Annotated in this window: 18 protein-coding genes; 6 read left to right on the top strand and 12 right to left on the bottom strand. The window is 64.1% G+C overall.

Annotated elements, in window-relative coordinates:
- Nucleotides 1–45 precede the first annotated feature (45 nt).
- A complete protein-coding gene (locus KJP29_RS12495) occupies nucleotides 46–324 on the bottom strand; it encodes a DUF1153 domain-containing protein (RefSeq protein ID WP_218464943.1) in 279 nt (92 codons plus the stop codon).
- 120 nt (nucleotides 325–444) lie between these two features.
- Between KJP29_RS12495 and mnmA the strand changes: the two genes are divergently transcribed.
- Complete coding sequence (gene mnmA, locus KJP29_RS12490; protein ID WP_218463870.1) at nucleotides 445–1,593, top strand: tRNA 2-thiouridine(34) synthase MnmA; 1,149 nt, start codon at nucleotides 445–447, stop codon at nucleotides 1,591–1,593.
- A 5-nt stretch (nucleotides 1,594–1,598) separates the two neighbouring features.
- On the opposite strand, the gene fabZ is transcribed toward mnmA, so the two are convergent.
- The 10 genes from fabZ to pyrH form a co-directional block, all read right to left on the bottom strand.
- Nucleotides 1,599–2,078 carry a 3-hydroxyacyl-ACP dehydratase FabZ gene (fabZ, locus tag KJP29_RS12485; RefSeq protein ID WP_218463869.1) on the bottom strand — a complete coding sequence of 160 codons (480 nt, stop codon included), beginning with the start codon at nucleotides 2,076–2,078 and terminating at the stop codon, nucleotides 1,599–1,601.
- Nucleotides 2,079–2,161: 83 nt separating this feature from the next.
- Nucleotides 2,162–2,815 (bottom strand): OmpH family outer membrane protein, encoded by a 654-nt coding sequence (locus KJP29_RS12480; protein WP_218463868.1) that lies wholly within the window; start codon nucleotides 2,813–2,815, stop codon nucleotides 2,162–2,164.
- A 1-nt stretch (nucleotide 2,816) separates the two neighbouring features.
- Nucleotides 2,817–5,123: an outer membrane protein assembly factor BamA gene (bamA, locus tag KJP29_RS12475; protein WP_255553604.1), complete on the bottom strand. Its 2,307-nt coding sequence runs from the start codon at nucleotides 5,121–5,123 to the stop codon at nucleotides 2,817–2,819.
- Between the two features lie 244 nt (nucleotides 5,124–5,367).
- Nucleotides 5,368–5,499 carry a hypothetical protein gene (locus KJP29_RS19325; RefSeq protein WP_255553603.1) on the bottom strand — a complete coding sequence of 44 codons (132 nt, stop codon included), beginning with the start codon at nucleotides 5,497–5,499 and terminating at the stop codon, nucleotides 5,368–5,370.
- A gap of 93 nt (nucleotides 5,500–5,592) precedes the next feature.
- Nucleotides 5,593–6,933 carry an RIP metalloprotease RseP gene (rseP, locus tag KJP29_RS12470; protein WP_218463866.1) on the bottom strand — a complete coding sequence of 447 codons (1,341 nt, stop codon included), beginning with the start codon at nucleotides 6,931–6,933 and terminating at the stop codon, nucleotides 5,593–5,595.
- 19 nt (nucleotides 6,934–6,952) lie between these two features.
- Complete coding sequence (gene dxr, locus KJP29_RS12465) at nucleotides 6,953–8,122, bottom strand: 1-deoxy-D-xylulose-5-phosphate reductoisomerase (RefSeq protein WP_218463865.1); 1,170 nt, start codon at nucleotides 8,120–8,122, stop codon at nucleotides 6,953–6,955.
- Nucleotide 8,123: 1 nt separating this feature from the next.
- Nucleotides 8,124–8,975 carry a phosphatidate cytidylyltransferase gene (locus KJP29_RS12460; RefSeq protein WP_218463864.1) on the bottom strand — a complete coding sequence of 284 codons (852 nt, stop codon included), beginning with the start codon at nucleotides 8,973–8,975 and terminating at the stop codon, nucleotides 8,124–8,126.
- On the bottom strand, nucleotides 8,975–9,646 hold the full coding sequence (gene uppS / locus KJP29_RS12455) for a polyprenyl diphosphate synthase (RefSeq protein WP_370630890.1): 672 nt from the start codon (nucleotides 9,644–9,646) through the stop codon (nucleotides 8,975–8,977). The genes KJP29_RS12460 and uppS overlap by 1 nt, the downstream gene beginning before the upstream one ends.
- Nucleotides 9,647–9,752: 106 nt before the next feature.
- Nucleotides 9,753–10,319 (bottom strand): ribosome recycling factor, encoded by a 567-nt coding sequence (gene frr / locus KJP29_RS12450; protein WP_218463863.1) that lies wholly within the window; start codon nucleotides 10,317–10,319, stop codon nucleotides 9,753–9,755.
- A gap of 156 nt (nucleotides 10,320–10,475) precedes the next feature.
- Nucleotides 10,476–11,234: a UMP kinase gene (pyrH, locus tag KJP29_RS12445; protein ID WP_218463862.1), complete on the bottom strand. Its 759-nt coding sequence runs from the start codon at nucleotides 11,232–11,234 to the stop codon at nucleotides 10,476–10,478.
- A 44-nt stretch (nucleotides 11,235–11,278) separates the two neighbouring features.
- Between pyrH and miaA the strand changes: the two genes are divergently transcribed.
- The 3 genes from miaA to KJP29_RS12430 all read left to right on the top strand — a co-directional run bounded on the left by miaA (nucleotide 11,279) and on the right by KJP29_RS12430 (nucleotide 13,915).
- A complete protein-coding gene (gene miaA, locus KJP29_RS12440; protein WP_218463861.1) occupies nucleotides 11,279–12,238 on the top strand; it encodes a tRNA (adenosine(37)-N6)-dimethylallyltransferase MiaA in 960 nt (319 codons plus the stop codon).
- Nucleotides 12,239–12,466: 228 nt separating this feature from the next.
- The gene (locus KJP29_RS12435) at nucleotides 12,467–13,273 is read left to right on the top strand and encodes an AraC family transcriptional regulator (RefSeq protein ID WP_218463860.1); all 807 of its coding nucleotides are present in this window, start codon (nucleotides 12,467–12,469) and stop codon (nucleotides 13,271–13,273) included.
- Between the two features lie 255 nt (nucleotides 13,274–13,528).
- On the top strand, nucleotides 13,529–13,915 hold the full coding sequence (locus KJP29_RS12430) for a hypothetical protein (protein ID WP_218463859.1): 387 nt from the start codon (nucleotides 13,529–13,531) through the stop codon (nucleotides 13,913–13,915).
- Nucleotides 13,916–13,921: 6 nt separating this feature from the next.
- Here the strand turns inward: KJP29_RS12430 and KJP29_RS12425 are convergent, their stop codons facing one another.
- Nucleotides 13,922–14,503, bottom strand: coding sequence for a lytic transglycosylase domain-containing protein (locus KJP29_RS12425; RefSeq protein WP_218463858.1), 582 nt, complete (start codon nucleotides 14,501–14,503; stop codon nucleotides 13,922–13,924).
- 189 nt (nucleotides 14,504–14,692) lie between these two features.
- Between KJP29_RS12425 and ssb the strand changes: the two genes are divergently transcribed.
- Both ssb and KJP29_RS12415 read left to right on the top strand, forming a co-directional pair.
- On the top strand, nucleotides 14,693–15,205 hold the full coding sequence (ssb, locus tag KJP29_RS12420; protein WP_218463857.1) for a single-stranded DNA-binding protein: 513 nt from the start codon (nucleotides 14,693–14,695) through the stop codon (nucleotides 15,203–15,205).
- Between the two features lie 80 nt (nucleotides 15,206–15,285).
- The gene (locus KJP29_RS12415) at nucleotides 15,286–16,341 is read left to right on the top strand and encodes a site-2 protease family protein (protein WP_218463856.1); all 1,056 of its coding nucleotides are present in this window, start codon (nucleotides 15,286–15,288) and stop codon (nucleotides 16,339–16,341) included.
- The last annotated feature ends 3 nt before the right edge of the window (nucleotides 16,342–16,344 follow it).

Here is a 16,344-nt window from a genome sequence, read left to right as displayed (position 1 = left end):
TAGTTAATGTTCGGTTACTATTCAGACCGCTATAGGGTTTTCTACCTATGGTTGTCTATATTTCTGCAAGGCGGTGGCCTTCAGGGCCGCCTCGCCATGCTCCTCGACCGCATGGGACCATTCGGCCAGTTCCTCTTCGGACAGGCCGAAGGTCGTCAGAGCCTCCGGCAGCGTGATCAACCCGTATTTCACCGCGCGAACAACAGCGGCCTTGCGGGAGGCCACCCAGCGTTTCGTGGTCGCAGGCGGCAGGTCGGCGCGGGTCATATGCGTCCCGTCCGGCAACTTCACAGCACGGGGGCCGTCCACTTTTTTCAGATACATCATTCGTCCCTCGGTCAAAGGTGGCATCTTCTTCGCCCAAGGGATTTAAGGATGGGTGAACCCCGGCCTTGCAGATATCTGCAATTTTCCTATATTCCCTAGCTCTTCAGGAGCACGACCATGGCGTTGGACAGCAAGATGACCGTCAATTCACTGGGCTTTGCGAAGCGCCCCGAGGACACGCGCGTCGTCGTGGCGATGTCGGGCGGCGTCGACTCGTCCGTCGTGGCGGCGAAGCTCAAATCCGAAGGCTACGACGTCATCGGCGTCACGCTCCAGCTCTATGACCACGGTGCGGCACTGGCCAAGAAGGGCGCCTGTTGCGCGGGCATCGACATTCACGACGCGCGCCGCGTGGCCGACGAGATGGGTTTCCCGCATTACGTGCTCGATTATGAGAACATCTTTCGCGAAGCGGTGATCGAGGAGTTTGCCGACAGCTACCTCGGCGGTGCGACCCCGGTTCCCTGCATCCGCTGCAATGAACGGGTGAAGTTCAAGGACCTGCTCGCCACCGCGCGTGACCTTGATGCCGACTGCATGGCGACGGGTCACTACATCCAGCGCTTCGAGGGCGCGACCGGACCCGAGTTGCACCGCGCCGCCGATCCCGCGCGCGACCAGAGTTATTTCCTGTTTTCGACAACGCCGGAACAACTCGGCTTCCTGCGCTTCCCGCTGGGCCATCTTGCGACCAAGGACGAAACGCGTGCGCTCGCGCGGGAGTTCGGGCTCATGGTCGCGGACAAGCCCGACAGTCAGGACATCTGCTTCGTGCCCGACGGCAACTATGCCGGGGTGATCGAGAAACTCCGCCCCGGTGCCGCGGAACCGGGCGAGATCGTGCACACCGACGGGCGCGTGCTGGGTCAGCATGAGGGCGTCATTCATTACACGATCGGGCAAAGGCGCGGGCTTGGCATTGGCGGGCTCGCCGATCCGCTTTACGTCGTGAAGCTCGACGTCGATGCGCGCCGCGTGATCGTGGGACCCAAGGAAATGCTCGCCACGAGGACCGTTCCCGTGCGCGAAATCAACTGGCTGGGCGATGCGCCCTTCACGTCGCAGTCCGAATGGCACGTATCGGTCAAGGTGCGCTCGACGCGCCCGCCGCGTGAAGCGATCATCCGACCGCTGTCCGACACCGAAGCCGAGGTCGAGCTTATCACCCCCGAGGAAGGCGTGAGCCCGGGACAGGCCTGCGTCTTCTATGCCAACGAGGGCAGCCGGGTGCTTGGCGGCGGCTGGATCTGGGCCGGCCGCCGCTAGGCCGCTCAGGCGTTCTTGGACAGGTCGATCATCGCCGAGAACTCGGCGGAACAGGCGACCTCTCCGTCGACCGTGGCGACGCCCTCGAATTTCCAGATCTTCGATCCGCCACGCAGGGTCTTGATGTCCATGCGCAGCACGTCGCCCGGAACGACCTTGCGCCGGAATTTCACCTTGTCGATCCCCATGAAGTAGACCAGCGGCTCCTTGTCGACGAGGTCGAGCGTGATGGCCACCATCACCGCGCTGGTCTGCGCCATCGCTTCGATGATCGTCACGCCGGGCATAATGGGAGCCGTTGGGAAATGGCCTTGGAAATGCGGTTCGTTGAAGGTCACGTTCTTGATCCCGACGGCACTTTCGCCCGCGACGATATCGACGACCTTGTCCACGAGGAGGAAGGGGTAGCGATGCGGAATGCAGCGCTGGATCAGATGGATATCCGCGCTCGTAGGTCTGTCGGTCGCGGGGGTTGCGTCGGTCATCTCGTGGTCCCTTTCCTGGGCGGGCATTGGCATTCGTTCAAGCGACGCCGCGCGGGCATCACAGGCATATCACATCGGGCGCGCTATTGTTCCACGGGTTCCGTGGCCTCGGTTCCCATGTCGAGAGGCGGCAGGATGACGTCCGTGTTCTCGCCTTCGGGCGCGGTTTCTGGAAGGTCTTCGGCGGACCCGTCACCCAGGACGGCATCGATCCGGGAAATCGCTTCCTCGGTCACGTCCACCGCACTGTTCGACAGAAGCACCATGCGCTTGTCGAGCACGACGACCGCACCGCGGTCCGTCATCAGCTGGCCAATGATGGGACCGACCCGCGCATAGAAATCCCGCTGCGCGGCCTCGTATTTCTGGACATAGGTGGTCTGGGCCCGGTCGCGGTCGGTCCGTAGTGCCTGAACCCGTTCGTCAAATTCATCGGCTTTCGCGCGGAACTCTTCCTGGGTCAGGTTCGCCCGCTCTTCCGTCAGGGCGCGTTCTTCCTGTTCAAGCGCGGTCTCGATCTTGCGGGTTTCCTCGGCAAGCGAGGCACGTTCGCTGTCCAGTTCCTCGTTCACCCGCTGACCAAAGGCCGTGCCGGAGAAAAGCGCATCGCGGTCGATCACCACGACCGCGCTCACGACCTGGCCAAGCGACTGGGACAAGGCGGGGGATGCGGCCTGTGTGCCGACCGCGAGAACGAGGGCCAGAAGGCCCCCGCACAGGCAATCCCGGATCACCATGTCAGAACGACGTGGAGATCGTGATCTCGAAGCGGTTTTCGCGGTCATAGCCCTGTTTCACGACCGGGACCGAGTAGTTGAAGCGCAGCGGGCCGATCGGCGTTTCCCAGAAGAGCGAGGCGCCCACCGAGGACCGCAGATAGGCCGAGTCGTCGATCGCGCCGCCCAGCGTGTTGTCGAGGCCCCAGAGGCTGCCGACGTCGGCGAAGACGCCGCCCGAAATACCGTATTCCTCGGGAAGTCCGAGCGGAAACTGTGCCTCGACCCGTGCGGCCGCGTAGAAGTTGCCGCCAAGCGCGTCCTGGTTGCCGGCCAGAAGATCGCGCGGCCCGACGCCGTAGGGTGCGAAGCCTCGCACCTTGTCGGTGCCAAGCTGGAAGCGATCGGTGACACGGCTGCCCGCGCCTGAGAGCGAATAGAGCGCACCGCCTTCGACCTCGGCCCGGAGGGTCACTTCGTCATTCAGGACCCGGGTCTGCGCCCGCGCCAGTGCCGTGGCACGAAGCCAGGTATTGTCGGACCCCAGCCCGCCGATATCCCCGTCGAAGCGCAGGAACAGGCGCGAGGTCGGGTCGATGGCGTTGTAGGCGGTATCGAACTTGTAGGTGAGCCCCGCCTGTGCCCCGTACTGCCAGCCACGCGCGGCTTCGGCCATGAGCACGGCCGAGGACGCCGGGTCGACGTTGGTGATGTTGGACCCGCCGGCCCCGACCCGCAGGCTCACGCGGCTCGATGCGGAAATCGGGAACTCGACATAGGGCAGAACCTGGAACTGCGCGGTGTCATACATCGCGATCGTCGAGGAGGTCGTGGTGTAATAGAACGCGTCGATCCCGAGCGTCAGGTCACGCCCGAGCAGGTTCGGTTCGGCAAAGCTGAACGAATAGTTGCGGGTCGTGGCGCCGCCCGAGAACTCGGCCGAGATATACTGACCGCGGCCAAGGAAGTTCGTTTCCACGAAGCTCGCATTGAGCCCAAGGCCGGTGGCGGTCGAGTAGGACGCACCGAAGGACAGCGACCCCGTGCCCTGCTCTTCCACATCCACGTCGACGACGACACGGTCCGAGGCCGAGCCTTCGCGCGCTTCCACCTGCACGTCCGAGAAATAGCCGAGCGCACGGATGCGTTCCGCCGCGTTGCGGATGGCGCGCGGGTTGAAGGGGTCGCCTTCGACAGTAGTGAACTGCGAACGCACCACGCGGTCGAGCGTGGTCTGGTTCCCCTCGATGTCGATGCGCTCCACGATGACCCGGGGACCGCGCGTGATCGCGAGTTCGATGTCCAGCGTGCCTTCCCGGTCGTTGCGTGTCACACGCGGCTCGACGGTGATGAAGTTAAGGCCCTTCTGGATCGCGAGACGTTCCATCCGCGCGATGGCATTGTCGATGTCCGTGGGGTCATAGACCGCACCGGTCCGAAGCCGCGCGACACGCTCGAACTCGGCCGGATCGACGCCGTCGACTTCCGAGATCGTGTTGACCCGGCCCAGCGAGAACTGCTGACCTTCGACGATCTGATAGGTGACCTTGTAGCCATCGCGGCTTTCGGGAAGCTCGGCAACCAGCGCCTGTGCCTCGAAATCGACAAAGCCGCGCGAGCGATAGAAATCGCCCAGCACCTGACGGTCGAACTCGAGCCGTTCGGGATCGAAGGTGTCCACCTGGACGAAGGTGCGCAGGAGCCCGGCCTGTTTCGAGGTGAGGACCCGGCGCAGACGCGCGTCCGAGAAGCTGCGGTTGCCGTTGAAGGTCAGGCTTTCGATCTCCGCGTTCTTGCCCTCGATCACTTCGAAAACGAGGTCGACGCGGCCACCGCCCCGGCGAATGATCCGCGGCGTGACCTCGGCGGCGATGCGACCGTCGGCAGCATAGGCTTCGGCGATGATCTGGGCATCGCGTTCCGCCACGGAGGGCGAGAACACCCGGCGCGGCTGCGACTGGATCAGGGCCAGAAGGTCCTCGTCATCCTTGCGACGGTTGCCTTCGATGTTGATACGGCTGATGACGGAGTATTCCTGAACCCGGACGATCAGCGTATTGCCGCGCGGCTGAAGCTCGACGGTGTTGAACAGACCGGAGCCGGCGAGCCGCTGGTAGGCGTCGTTGAGTTGCCCGGCCGAGACAGTTTGCCCCTTGCCGAAGCCAAGGTAGGACAGCACGGTCGAGGCTTCGACCTTGTCGGTGCCGACGATCTGGACGGATTGAAAATTGTAGGACTGCGCCTGAACCGACGCCGGCGCCAGGACCGCCAGTCCTGTCATCCCGAAGAAAATCGCCGTGGCAGCCGGCTTGAGTACGGATTTGCGCATGCTTGCCGTCCGGGCTTTGCGCTGCTCGTTATACGTCATCTTGTTATCATCCGCTCTGACATCCCAGTCCCTTGTGTGAGTAACGGCTACGCGATGGGTTGTCAAAGCATGTGAAACACAAATGGGCCGCTGTGACGCGGCCCATGAGGCAAGATGATTTATTGACGCAAAATCCGGGGCTTGCGGCGTGGCAACTAGGCCACGTTCGCGAACTTTCTTTTATGGCCGGCGCGCGCTGCGCTCGCTAGTGGAAGAAACCACCCAGAAGCGCGCCGCAGCCAAGCGCCGCGACAAGCGTTCCCACATAGAGGATACGGTCCCAGTTCAGGTCCACCAACAGGTGGAGACCGCGGTAACCCTGCTCGATCCGTTCCATGATGCCTACCTCGCCAGATCCCGGGCCGACCGTCGCCCGGTTCTGTGTCCAAAGCTGCCCTGAAGTGGGGCATTATTGCGGCATCCCCTTTCCTCAGGGGCAGAACAGGTCGTTCGTGATCCCGAGCACCATGATCGACAGGATGATCGCCAGTCCCGCCGCAAGCAGAACGCGCATGGCGCGGTCGCCGGGCGGGCGCCCCACGACGGCCTCGTAGGCATGAAAGACCAGATGTCCGCCATCCAGCACCGGGATGGGGAACAGGTTCAGAAGTCCAACCGCCGTGGACAAAACGGCGATGAACCAGATGAAGTCCGGCATGCCCTGGCTTGCCGCGGCCCCCGAGGTCTCCGCGATCCCGATCGGCCCACGCAGATTGCACGACGAAATGGCACCCGTGATCATGTGCCACAGGCCCGACAGCGACGAGGTGATGATGTATTGCACCTGGGACACGCCGCCGGTGATCGCCTCGCCGATGCTGGGCGCACGGGTCGCCGGCTCGAAGATCAGCCCGCCACCGATCCCAATGAGCCAGCGGGTCTCGAAGCCGCCCTCCGGGAGCGGAAGGTCCATGCGCCGCGGCGTCAGGGTGACGTCTGACTGCTCACCATCGCGAACGATGGTCAGCGTCAGGGCCTCGCCATCCCCTTCGCCCACGATCCCCCTCAGATCCTCGAAGGTCGCCGTCGGCGTGCCGTTGACCGCGAGTATCAGGTCGCCCTTCTCCAGCCCCGCGTCCGCGGCCGCCGTCTGGGGCGTGACCGATCCGACAAAGGCCGGATAGGGATGCAGGGTCGTGACCTCGACCTCCGCGCCGTCCCGCAGAACGACATAGTGGAGCGGACTGTCGTCGGGGAGCGTTTCGACATAGGCCCCGAACTCCTCGAGCGGTGGCGTGGTCTGGCCCGCGATCGACAGGATCTGGTCACCCGGCTCGAGCGTGTTTTCGACGCCGGAGATCGGCACCATCTGCTTCACGGTCAGCGGATCGGTAGCGATCCCCTGGTAATAGGCCATGCCGAAGAAGATCAGGACCGAGAGCACGAAGTTGAACACTGGCCCCGCCGCCACCGTAAGCGCCCGCGCCCAGACTGGGGCCCCGGGCATCGTCGCGCGGCGTTCCTCGGGCGTAAGGCCGCGAATCGCGTCTTCGTCCGCGCCGGCAGAGGCGGCATTCGCGTCGCCCCGGAACTTGACGTATCCGCCCACCGGGAAGGCCGCGACCTGCCACTGGGTCCCGTGCTTGTCCGTGCGTTTGAACAGGACCGGACCGATCCCGATGGAGAAGACGTCCGCCTTGATGCCCGTCCATTTGCCGACGATGTAATGGCCGTATTCATGGATGAAGACGATGATCGTCAGCGCGACGACAAAGGCCAACAGCGTGAAGGCCAGATTGCCGAAGTCTGGGATGAGCCCGGTCATGTCCAAGGTCGCTCCTTCTGGCGGGTTAGGCCCCGCCAATAATCTCTACTGCTCGTCTGCGTGCCATCTGGTCGGCCGCGCGCACGTTATCAAGGGTGAATGCGGCATTGATCAGGCCCGCGTCACCCGACAAATCCGTGAGAACCTCTTCCACGACTTCAGCCATGCGCATGAAGCCGATCCTGTGGTCGATGAAGCCGTCGAGTGCGGCCTCCTTGGCGGCGTTGAAGATCGCCCCCGACATGCCGTGCTGGTCCATCACGTCGCGCGCCAGTCGCAACGCGGGATAACGGTCGTCGCAGGGCGCGCGAAACTCGAAGGTGCCCGCCCGCGCGAGGTCGAGGCGGTCCACCGGCAGCTTGCGGCGCTCTGGCCAGTGTAGCGCATAGCCGATGGCATGGCGCATGTCGGGCGGGCCGACGTGCGCCATGAGCGCGCCGTCGTTGAAGCCGACCAGCGCATGGACGAGGCTTTGCGGATGAACGATCACCTCGATGATCTTCGGATCGACGCCGAAGAACTCACGCGTTTCGATCAGCTCGAGCGCCTTGTTGAACATCGAGGCGGAGTCGATGGTGATCCGCTGTCCCATGTCCCAGTTCGGATGCGACGAGGCCTGCGCGAGGGTCGCGTTCGGCAGGTCCTCGATCGGCCAGTCACGAAAGGCCCCGCCGGAAGCCGTGATGACGACCCGTTCGACCGCCGCCAGGTCTTCGCCAACAAGGGCCTGAAAGACGGCGGAATGTTCGCTGTCCACGGGCAGGATGCGGCTGCCGTGCTTCTGCGCGGTGGCGAGGATGAGGGGCCCCGCCGTGACGAGGCTTTCCTTGTTGGCGAGTGCGAGGCAGGCCCCGCTTTCCAGCGCCGCAAGACCCGGCGGAAGCCCCGCCGCGCCAACGATGGCCGACATCACCCAGTCGGCCGGACGACGCGCGGCCTCTTCGATTGCCGCTTCGCCTGCGGCCGCCTCGATCCCGCTGCCGGCCAGCGCGTCGCGCAGCGCGGGCAGGTTTTCCTCATGTGCGGTCACAGCAATCTCGGCCCGAAGCGTCTTGGCCTGTTCGGCCAGTTTCGCGACGTTGTGGCCTCCGGTCAGGGCGACGACGTGATAGGCGTCCGGATCGCGCGCGATCAGGTCGATGGTCGACACCCCGATCGACCCCGTGGAGCCGAAGATCGAAACCCTGCGTGCCATCTCAGAAAATTCCCGCAACAAACCCGGCAACACCGGCAAGCGCCGCCACTGCCACCAGCGCATCGAGGCGATCCAGAACGCCCCCGTGACCGGGAATGAGGGTGGAACTGTCCTTCACCCCTGCCCTGCGCTTCATCCAGCTTTCGGCGATATCGCCCATTTGCCCGGCAAAGGCCAGCACCACGGCGGCCAAGGCGGCCACCCCGGCGTTCACCGGCCAGACCTCGGGCCCGAACACGGCGCCAAGAATCCCCGCGCCGATCCAGCCGGCGACGGTCCCGCTCCAGGTCTTCTTGGGGCTGATGCGGGGCCAGAACTTGGGTCCGCCAAACATGCGGCCCGCGAAATAGCCAAGCACATCGGACACGACCACGATTCCTACGAGGATCAGGATCGACCGGGGCCCGATCACGGCGTGGCCGAAATCGAGCGCGAGCGCGGCCGCCGCGAGGAGCATCCCGTAGGCGAGCCAGATCCTGTGCCCGTCCCGCAAGACCAGAAGCCCCACCGCGATGGGCACCAGCACAACCAACGCCGCGCGCAGGATGCCGAGACGGTAGATGTCCCAAAGCTCTTCGGCGCGGACGTCGCCGCTGTTCTGCATGAGCAGCGCGATCACCAGAACCCCGAGGGGCACCAGCGCGATGGACCAGCGCCGAAGCGTCGTGATCTCGGGCTCGCAGAGCTTCGCCAGCTCGCGCAGCATCAAGACATAAATGACGAGGACGAAGACCGACCAGGCCAGAGCGCCGCCATAAAGCGCACCGAGCGCCAGCGCGACAATCACGCCGGCCGACAGGACGCGCGTGCCAAGGTCGGACCACTTGCTGGCCGAAGCGGCGGCCTCCGCCATCAGCTCACGCCACCGTAACGCCGTTCGCGCAGGCCGAATTTGTCGAGCGCCTGGGCGAACTGCTCTTTCCCGAAGTCCGGCCAGAGCGTCTCGGTGAATTCGTATTCCGCATAGGCGGATTGCCAGGTCAGGAAATTCGAGGTCCGGCTTTCGCCGGAGGTCCGCACCACGAGATCCGGGTCGGGCATGCCCGCCGTATCCAGATAAGAGGCCATGGTATCCTCCCCGATGTCCTCGGGGGCAAGCGTTCCAGCCTTCACCGCGTCCGCCATCTTGCGCGTCGCGCGCAGGATCTCGTCGCGCCCGCCGTAGTTCAGGGCGACGGTCACATGGACACGGTCGTTGTCGCGGGTGAGGTCCTCGAGTTCGCCAATGAGCTTGACGAGCTTCTTGTCGAGCGGCCCCCGGTCGCCGATGAACCGCACCCTTGCGCCTTCGGCGTGAAGCTCGTGCGATGTCTTGCGGATATAGTGCCGAAAGAGCGCCATCAGCGCGGTGATCTCCGCGCGGGAACGTTTCCAGTTCTCGGTCGAGAAGGCATAGAGCGTGACGTATTTCACGCCGAGATCGGGACAGGCGGCCACGACTTCACGCGCACGTTTTGCGCCGGCCTGATGGCCGAAGGGGCGCGGGCGGCGGCGTGCTTTGGCCCAGCGGCCGTTGCCGTCCATGATGAAAGCCACATGCAGCCCATCACGCGCTTCGATGCTGCCTTGCTGGTTCACGACGCGACCCCCGGTTGTCCTGCCCCGGACCATGCCCGGGGTCATGCCGGCCTCAGACCTGCATGATCTCTTCTTGTTTCGTCTCGAGCGACTTGTCGACCAGCTTGATATACTTGTCGGTCAGCTCCTGAACCTCTTCGGACCAGACCTTGTGGTCGTCTTCGCTCATGCCGTCGGCCTTGGCCTTCTTGAGCTGTTCCATGCCGTCCCGGCGCACGTTGCGAATCGCGACGCGGGCGCTCTCGGCGTATTGCGCGGCCACCTTGGTCAGCTCGCGCCGGCGTTCTTCGTTCAACTCCGGGATCGGCAGCATGACGATGGTGCCATTGGTCTGGGGGTTGATCCCCAGACCGCTTTCCCGGATCGCCTTTTCCACGGCACCCACGAGCCCACGGTCCCAGACGTTGATCGTGACCATGCGCGGTTCCGGCACGTTCACGGTGCCGACCTGGTTGATCGGGGTGCGCTGGCCATAGGCTTCGACCATGACCGGCTCGAGGATCGAGCCCGAGGCCCGCCCCGTCCGAAGCGACCCGAATTCCGTGCGTAGCGCCGAGATGGCCCCATCCATGCGCCGTTCGAGGTCATCGGTGTCAATCTCGAAATCACCGTCACTCATGGCTCATACCTCCTGGCTGTCCGGGCTTTTGCGGGGACCTGTCCCCTGCCCGCTCGTTTGCGTCGGTATATCCCTAATCCGGCGCTATTGTATAGTCTCGGGGGCACGCGGTGGCGCCCCCTCATTTCGCGGCTTTCCCGACCCGGCGACCCGGGATCAGGCGCCCGTCTTGCCGCCATGGACCAGCGTATAGGTCCCCTCGCCCGCGAGGATCGTGCGGAACCCGCCCGGCTCATCCAGGCTGAAGACGATGATCGGCATGTTGTTGTCCCGTGCCAGTGCAATGGCCGAGGCGTCCATAACACCAAGACGTTTCGCGAGCGCCTCGTCATAGCTCACCGTGTCATAGCGCTTGGCATCGTCGAATTTCTTCGGGTCCTTGTCGTAGACGCCGTCGACCTTGGTGCCCTTGAAGATCGCCTCGCAGGTCATTTCGTTGGCGCGCAGCGTCGCGGCCGTGTCGGTTGTAAAATAAGGGTTCCCGGTCCCGGCCGCGAAGATGACGACCCGCTTTTTCTCGAGATGGCGCACGGCCCGGCGACGAATATAGGGTTCGCAGACCTGATCCATCGGGATCGCGCTGATCACCCGCGTAAAGACGCCGAGCGCTTCGAGCGCCGACTGCATCGCGAGTGCGTTCATCACCGTCGCGAGCATGCCCATGTAGTCCGCCGTGGTCCGCTCCATCCCCTGCGCGGAACCCGCAAGCCCCCGGAAGATGTTGCCGCCGCCAATCACCATGCAGATCTCGACGCCCAGATCATGAACCGATTTCACCTCCTGCGCGATGCGCGCGACGGTGGGTGGATGCAGCCCGTATCCCTGGTCGCCCATCAGCGCTTCGCCACTGATCTTGAGCATGACACGGCTGTATTTGGTCTTAGATGAAGATGCGGTCGGCGTGGCCTCGGTCATGTCTTTGCGTCGTCCTCGGGGCTCATGTATGGATCGCGCCTGTAATGTCGGAAAAACCCCGGAGGCGCAATGCGCTATGGCCGGGACCTGAGGGGTGCCACGCGGATATGGACTTGGACGCGCTTCTGAAGGACGTGCCGCCGGACCGGCCGGTCCTGATCGCCGGACCGACGGCGAGCGGAAAAAGCGCCCTCGCCCTTGCCCTCGCACGCGACGGTGGCGGCGTCGTCGTCAACGCCGATGCGCTTCAGGTCTTTGCCAATTGGCGCATCCTCACGGCGCGCCCCAGCCTGTCGGAGGAAGAGGTCGCGCCGCACAGGCTTTATGGACATGTGTCCGGCGACACCGCCTATTCCGTCGGACACTGGCTTCGGGATGTCACGCCGATCCTCGCCGGACCTGACCGCCCCATCATCGTTGGGGGCACTGGGCTTTACCTGACGGCCTTGACCGAGGGCCTCGCGGAGATTCCGCAGACCCCTGCCGAAATCAGGGCCGAAGGCGAAGCCCTTCTGGACCGAAACGGACTTCAGGCTCTTCTCGACGACCTCGATCCGGAAACCCTCGCAAGGATCGACCAGCGGAACCCGGCCCGTGTCGCCCGTGCCTGGGAAGTCCAGCGCACGACCGGACACGGTCTGGCCAGTTGGCAGGACACGACGCCCGCGCCACTTCTTCCATTGGACGACGTGACGCCGATCTGCCTTCTCCCAGACAGAGAGTGGCTCCTCTCCCGGATCACCCGACGCTTCGATGCCATGATCGCTCAGGGCGCGCTCGAGGAAGCCCGCGCGAACCTGCCCGACTGGTCCCCCACGGCCCCCTCGTCCAAGGCGATCGGTGCCCGGGAGTTGATTGCCCATCTAAGGGGTGAAATGACGCTTGAAAATGCCCGCGACAGCGCCGTGGTCGCAACACGACAATACGCAAAGCGTCAAATGACCTGGTTCCGGGCCCGAATGTCGAAATGGTGCAACTTCCCGATTCCGAGCGAACACGTCTGAAGGTAAACTGTGGCCTCTTGGAAACAGACGGAAATTGCCTCAGACTTATCCACAGGCAAACCGGCACCCTGTGGATAGCTAGGGGCGACAGGTGAGCGGGAATCGGGTACCCGTATCCTCACACGAACGAGAGGTCACCCGGTCCACCCCGTGAACGACAGGGAAATTTCGCCTGTAAGTAGCCAGGACAAGCGGTCGAAGCCTCCGAGGGATGGGAGAGATTTTCGCATGGATCAGACCAACAGGCTATCGTCCCCGTTTCGTGTGATTCCCCTTGCGCGACTGGCGAATGGTGGCCGTTGGCGCACTGAAGCGATGCGCAGCTATGGCGCGCCGGTCCTTCTGTGGTTCACCCGTGGCCAGGGCCGAATCACGGTCAACGGCAAGACGGCGGGCTATACCGCCCACAATGCGATCTTCATTCCCGCCGGCACGATGCACGGATTCGAGATGAATTCCTCGGTGCAGGGCATGATCGTGGTCTTTCCGGTCGGCGTCGAACGGCAGCTCGAACTACCCGAAGACACCGTGCACATGCGCCTGCCCGAAAGCGAACAGCATATCGAGCTCAACCGCCTGATCGACAATCTCCAGACCGAGCTCGAGGGCGGCAACCTCGCCTCCGACCGCGCGATGCTTTGCCATGCCGGGCTCTTGTCGGTCTGGGTCGAACGGCAGATGCGGTCGCTCGACATCGAGGAACCCGATGCGGACGCCTCCTCCCGACTGGCCGCCGCCTATACCGCGCTGGTGGAACAGGACTTCCATTCGGCCAAGACGGTGCGCGATTACGCCAAGGACCTTGGTGTCACGCCCACGCATTTGTCCCGCGTCTGCAACAAGGCCTGCGGTCGCCCGGCCTCTTCGATCCTCGCGGATCGCGTGCATTACGAAGCGCGTCGTCTGCTGACCGAGACTCACATGCCGATCAAGGACATCGCCTCCTCGCTCGGCTTCGCCTCCGCGGCCTATTTCACCCGCGCGTTCCAGCAGCACACCGGGCGCACGCCCTCGCAGTTCCGGCGCGGCGGCTGATCCACGGGTTTTCCGAGACCACCACCCTCTTTTACTTGACGCCGTGCGCTTTGCGCGCGACACCTTTGCCTTGGGACAGCGGACCGTAACATCGGCACCGCTCAGGGACGAGGAGACAGCGCGGTGCAGGCGACATGCCGTTGCGGGGAAGTGGTGCTGGACTTGCGGGGAACGCCGGTCGTCACGACCACATGCTATTGTTCTGATTGTCAAACTGCGGCACTTCACTTCGAAAATCGCTTCGGCATTCTCATCATGAATGAGGATGGCGGAACCGATCACGTGGTCTGGCGAAAGGACCGCGTCCGGTGCCTGCGCGGGGCCGAGCATCTGGCCGAATACCGGCTGTCCAGACAGTCTGCGACTCGCCGTATCATTGCGACCTGTTGCGGCACGCCCATGTTCCTAGATTACACGAAGGGTGGATGGGCCACGATCTATCGCGACCGGCTCCCGCCCGAGGAGCGACCGAAGACCGAAATGCGCGTGATGCTCAGGGACCGGGTCGGCGGAGATCGCCTGCCGGATGACTGCAAGAACCTGCCGCGCTATTCGCTTGGGCTCTTCGCGCGGCTTCTGACGTCCTGGTCTTTCATGGGGTTCAGCCGCCGGGGCATAGACTTCGTCCACCGCGAGCTCTGAGACGGATCAACCGCCGAGGATCGCCTTCACGTAGCCCTGCGTCTCGTCATAGGGCGGCACGCCGTCGTATTTCGCAACCGCCTCGGGACCCGCGTTATAGGCGGCCAGCGCAAGCTTCCAGCTTTGGAACCGGTTGTATTGCTGACGAAGGTAGCGCGCGCCGCCTTCGAGGTTCTGGTGCGGGTCGGCGGGATCCACACCCAGCCGCGCGGCGGTTTCCGGCATGAGCTGCGCGAGGCCGAAGGCTCCCGCATGACTCTTCGCCGAGGGATTCCAGCCCGATTCCTGCTGAACGAGTCGCAGGAACAGGTCTTCCGGGATACCATGCTTGCGCGCCGCCTCTTTCGCGGCGGCCAGATAGGTCCCCTTGTAATTGCCGTTGTAGCGCGGGATCGCGGCATCGCGGGCGGGCGGGTTGGGCTGGTAGCGGACCGAACCCTGATATTGGCTCGCCGCCCGATTATCGAGCACTTTCAAAGCGTTCTCGAAATTCGCCCGTCCGCTTGACGACGAAAACAGCGTGTCCGCAATAAGCGGCGCGCCTGTCAGGAGCGTCAGCGCCAAAGCGCCCCCCAGAATGTCCTTCACCGCCCTGTCTCCGCCTTGTGGAAGAGGTTCGCCGGGAAGACTAGACCAATTCCACGCCTTTCGCCACCCTCGCCGATCATCCGGGCGTCGGACCGAAACCGCGCGCGGACCGGGGCACTTTAACCTTTCCTTCACCACGCTCGGGTGATGTAACCGAGGAAATCGGAAATTTCAGATTCGGGGGGCACCATGGCTGGTTCCGTGAACAAGGTGATCATCGTCGGCAATCTCGGGCGCGACCCCGAAGTGCGGACGTTCCAGAACGGCGGCAAGGTGGTGAACCTGCGCATTGCGACCTCCGAGAACTGGAAAGACCGTAATACCGGCGAGCGCCGGGAAAAGACGGAATGGCATTCCGTCGCGATCTTTTCGGAACCGCTCGGCCGCATTGCCGAGCAGTATCTGCGCAAGGGGTCCAAGGTCTATATCGAGGGCCAGCTCGAAACCCGCAAATGGCAGGACCAGTCCGGTCAGGACCGCTATTCCACCGAAGTGGTCTTGCGCCCCTACCGTGGTGAACTGACCCTCCTCGACAGCCGCGGCGAAGGCGGCGGCGGCGGAACCTACGGGGGCGGGTCCTCGGGCGGCGGTTATGACGACCGTGGCGGATACGACGACCGCGGCGGCTATGACGACCGGTCCGGCGGTGGCAACGACCGCGCCCCGGCCGGTGGCGGCTTCGACGACGAAATCCCCTTCTGACGAGGCGGAGTGGCGCAAAAGGTCCGACGAGACCTGACAGGGCGCTGGCAAGCGCCCTGCTCTGCACTTATGTCTTTCTCATGAGCTGGTCTTTTCCGATAGGTCGCCTTCTCGGCTCCGAGCTTCGTGTCCATTACACGTTCCTCCTCCTGCTCGCCTTCATCGGCGGCAGCGCCTGGATGGCCGCCGGTCCATCGGCGGCCGTCATCAACGTCATCTATGTGCTCGCGCTCTTCGCCTGCGTGATCGCGCATGAATACGGTCACGCCCTGACCGCCCGGGCCTTCGGCATCCCGACACCGGACATCACGCTCCTCCCAATCGGGGGACTCGCGCGCTTGCAACGCATTCCGGACAACCCGGTGCAGGAGATTCTCGTCGCGCTGGCGGGCCCGGCCGTGAACGTCGTGATCTTCGGGATCCTCTTCCTCATGGGCAGCGCCGATTTCAACGGTGCGCCCCTCGGAGGCGGCATGACCTTGGCGCAGCTTCCCGCGCAGATCGCGCTCTTGAACCTGATCCTCGCCGGCTTCAACATGATCCCCGCCTTCCCGATGGACGGCGGTCGCGTGCTGCGCGCGGTGCTTTCCCTGATGACCACACGCGTGACCGCGACCCGGATCGCGGCCCTCATCGGCCAGACCCTCGCCATCGGGTTCGGGATCTACGGGCTTTACATCGGCAGCTTCATCTATCCGCTCATCGCCGTCTTCATCTTCATGGCGGCACGGGCCGAGGCGCAGGATGTCAGGTTGCGCGATCTGGCCCGGACCGCCCGGGTCGAAGACGTGATGCGCAGCCATTTCACCGCGCTCTCGCCCACGCTCACGCTCGATCAGGCCAAGGCCGCCTTCGACTCCCATGACGTTCTGGAGTTCCCCGTCGTCGACAGCGCCACGTCGCGCATCGTGGGCTTCGTGACGAAGAAACATGTGCTCGACATCCACGCGAAACAGGGTGGGGCCGAGTTCGTCGGAAACGTCATGGCGCGCAATGTCGCCCATGTGCGCGAGGGCCAGCCCCTGGGCCAGGTCCTGCGGCTCTTGCAGCGGGCTTCCGGCGTCGGCGTCGTGACAGCCACGGGAGAGACGGTCGGCTACGTGACGCAGCAGACCGTGATGGAGCATCTGAAGTAGTGG

It is taken from the genome of Maritimibacter sp. DP1N21-5, from assembly GCF_019218295.1.
Taxonomy (GTDB): Bacteria; Pseudomonadota; Alphaproteobacteria; order Rhodobacterales; family Rhodobacteraceae; genus Maritimibacter.
This window is presented reverse-complemented; position numbering and strand designations above follow the sequence as displayed.

Coding starts and splice junctions, on each gene's coding strand:
- ssb (WP_218463857.1), top strand. CDS start 14,693: ATGGCTGGTTCCGTGAACAAGGTGATCATCGTCGGCAATCTCGGGCGC.
- fabZ (WP_218463869.1), bottom strand. CDS start 2,078: ATGACCGACGCAACCCCCGCGACCGACAGACCTACGAGCGCGGATATC.
- KJP29_RS12480 (WP_218463868.1), bottom strand. CDS start 2,815: ATGGTGATCCGGGATTGCCTGTGCGGGGGCCTTCTGGCCCTCGTTCTC.
- miaA (WP_218463861.1), top strand. CDS start 11,279: ATGTCGGAAAAACCCCGGAGGCGCAATGCGCTATGGCCGGGACCTGAG.
- KJP29_RS19325 (WP_255553603.1), bottom strand. CDS start 5,499: ATGGAACGGATCGAGCAGGGTTACCGCGGTCTCCACCTGTTGGTGGAC.
- dxr (WP_218463865.1), bottom strand. CDS start 8,122: ATGGCACGCAGGGTTTCGATCTTCGGCTCCACGGGGTCGATCGGGGTG.
- KJP29_RS12435 (WP_218463860.1), top strand. CDS start 12,467: ATGGATCAGACCAACAGGCTATCGTCCCCGTTTCGTGTGATTCCCCTT.
- bamA (WP_255553604.1), bottom strand. CDS start 5,123: ATGCGCAAATCCGTACTCAAGCCGGCTGCCACGGCGATTTTCTTCGGG.
- frr (WP_218463863.1), bottom strand. CDS start 10,319: ATGAGTGACGGTGATTTCGAGATTGACACCGATGACCTCGAACGGCGC.
- KJP29_RS12460 (WP_218463864.1), bottom strand. CDS start 8,975: ATGGCGGAGGCCGCCGCTTCGGCCAGCAAGTGGTCCGACCTTGGCACG.
- pyrH (WP_218463862.1), bottom strand. CDS start 11,234: ATGACCGAGGCCACGCCGACCGCATCTTCATCTAAGACCAAATACAGC.
- KJP29_RS12495 (WP_218464943.1), bottom strand. CDS start 324: ATGTATCTGAAAAAAGTGGACGGCCCCCGTGCTGTGAAGTTGCCGGAC.
- uppS (WP_370630890.1), bottom strand. CDS start 9,646: ATGGACGGCAACGGCCGCTGGGCCAAAGCACGCCGCCGCCCGCGCCCC.
- mnmA (WP_218463870.1), top strand. CDS start 445: ATGGCGTTGGACAGCAAGATGACCGTCAATTCACTGGGCTTTGCGAAG.
- KJP29_RS12430 (WP_218463859.1), top strand. CDS start 13,529: ATGAATGAGGATGGCGGAACCGATCACGTGGTCTGGCGAAAGGACCGC.
- KJP29_RS12415 (WP_218463856.1), top strand. CDS start 15,286: ATGAGCTGGTCTTTTCCGATAGGTCGCCTTCTCGGCTCCGAGCTTCGT.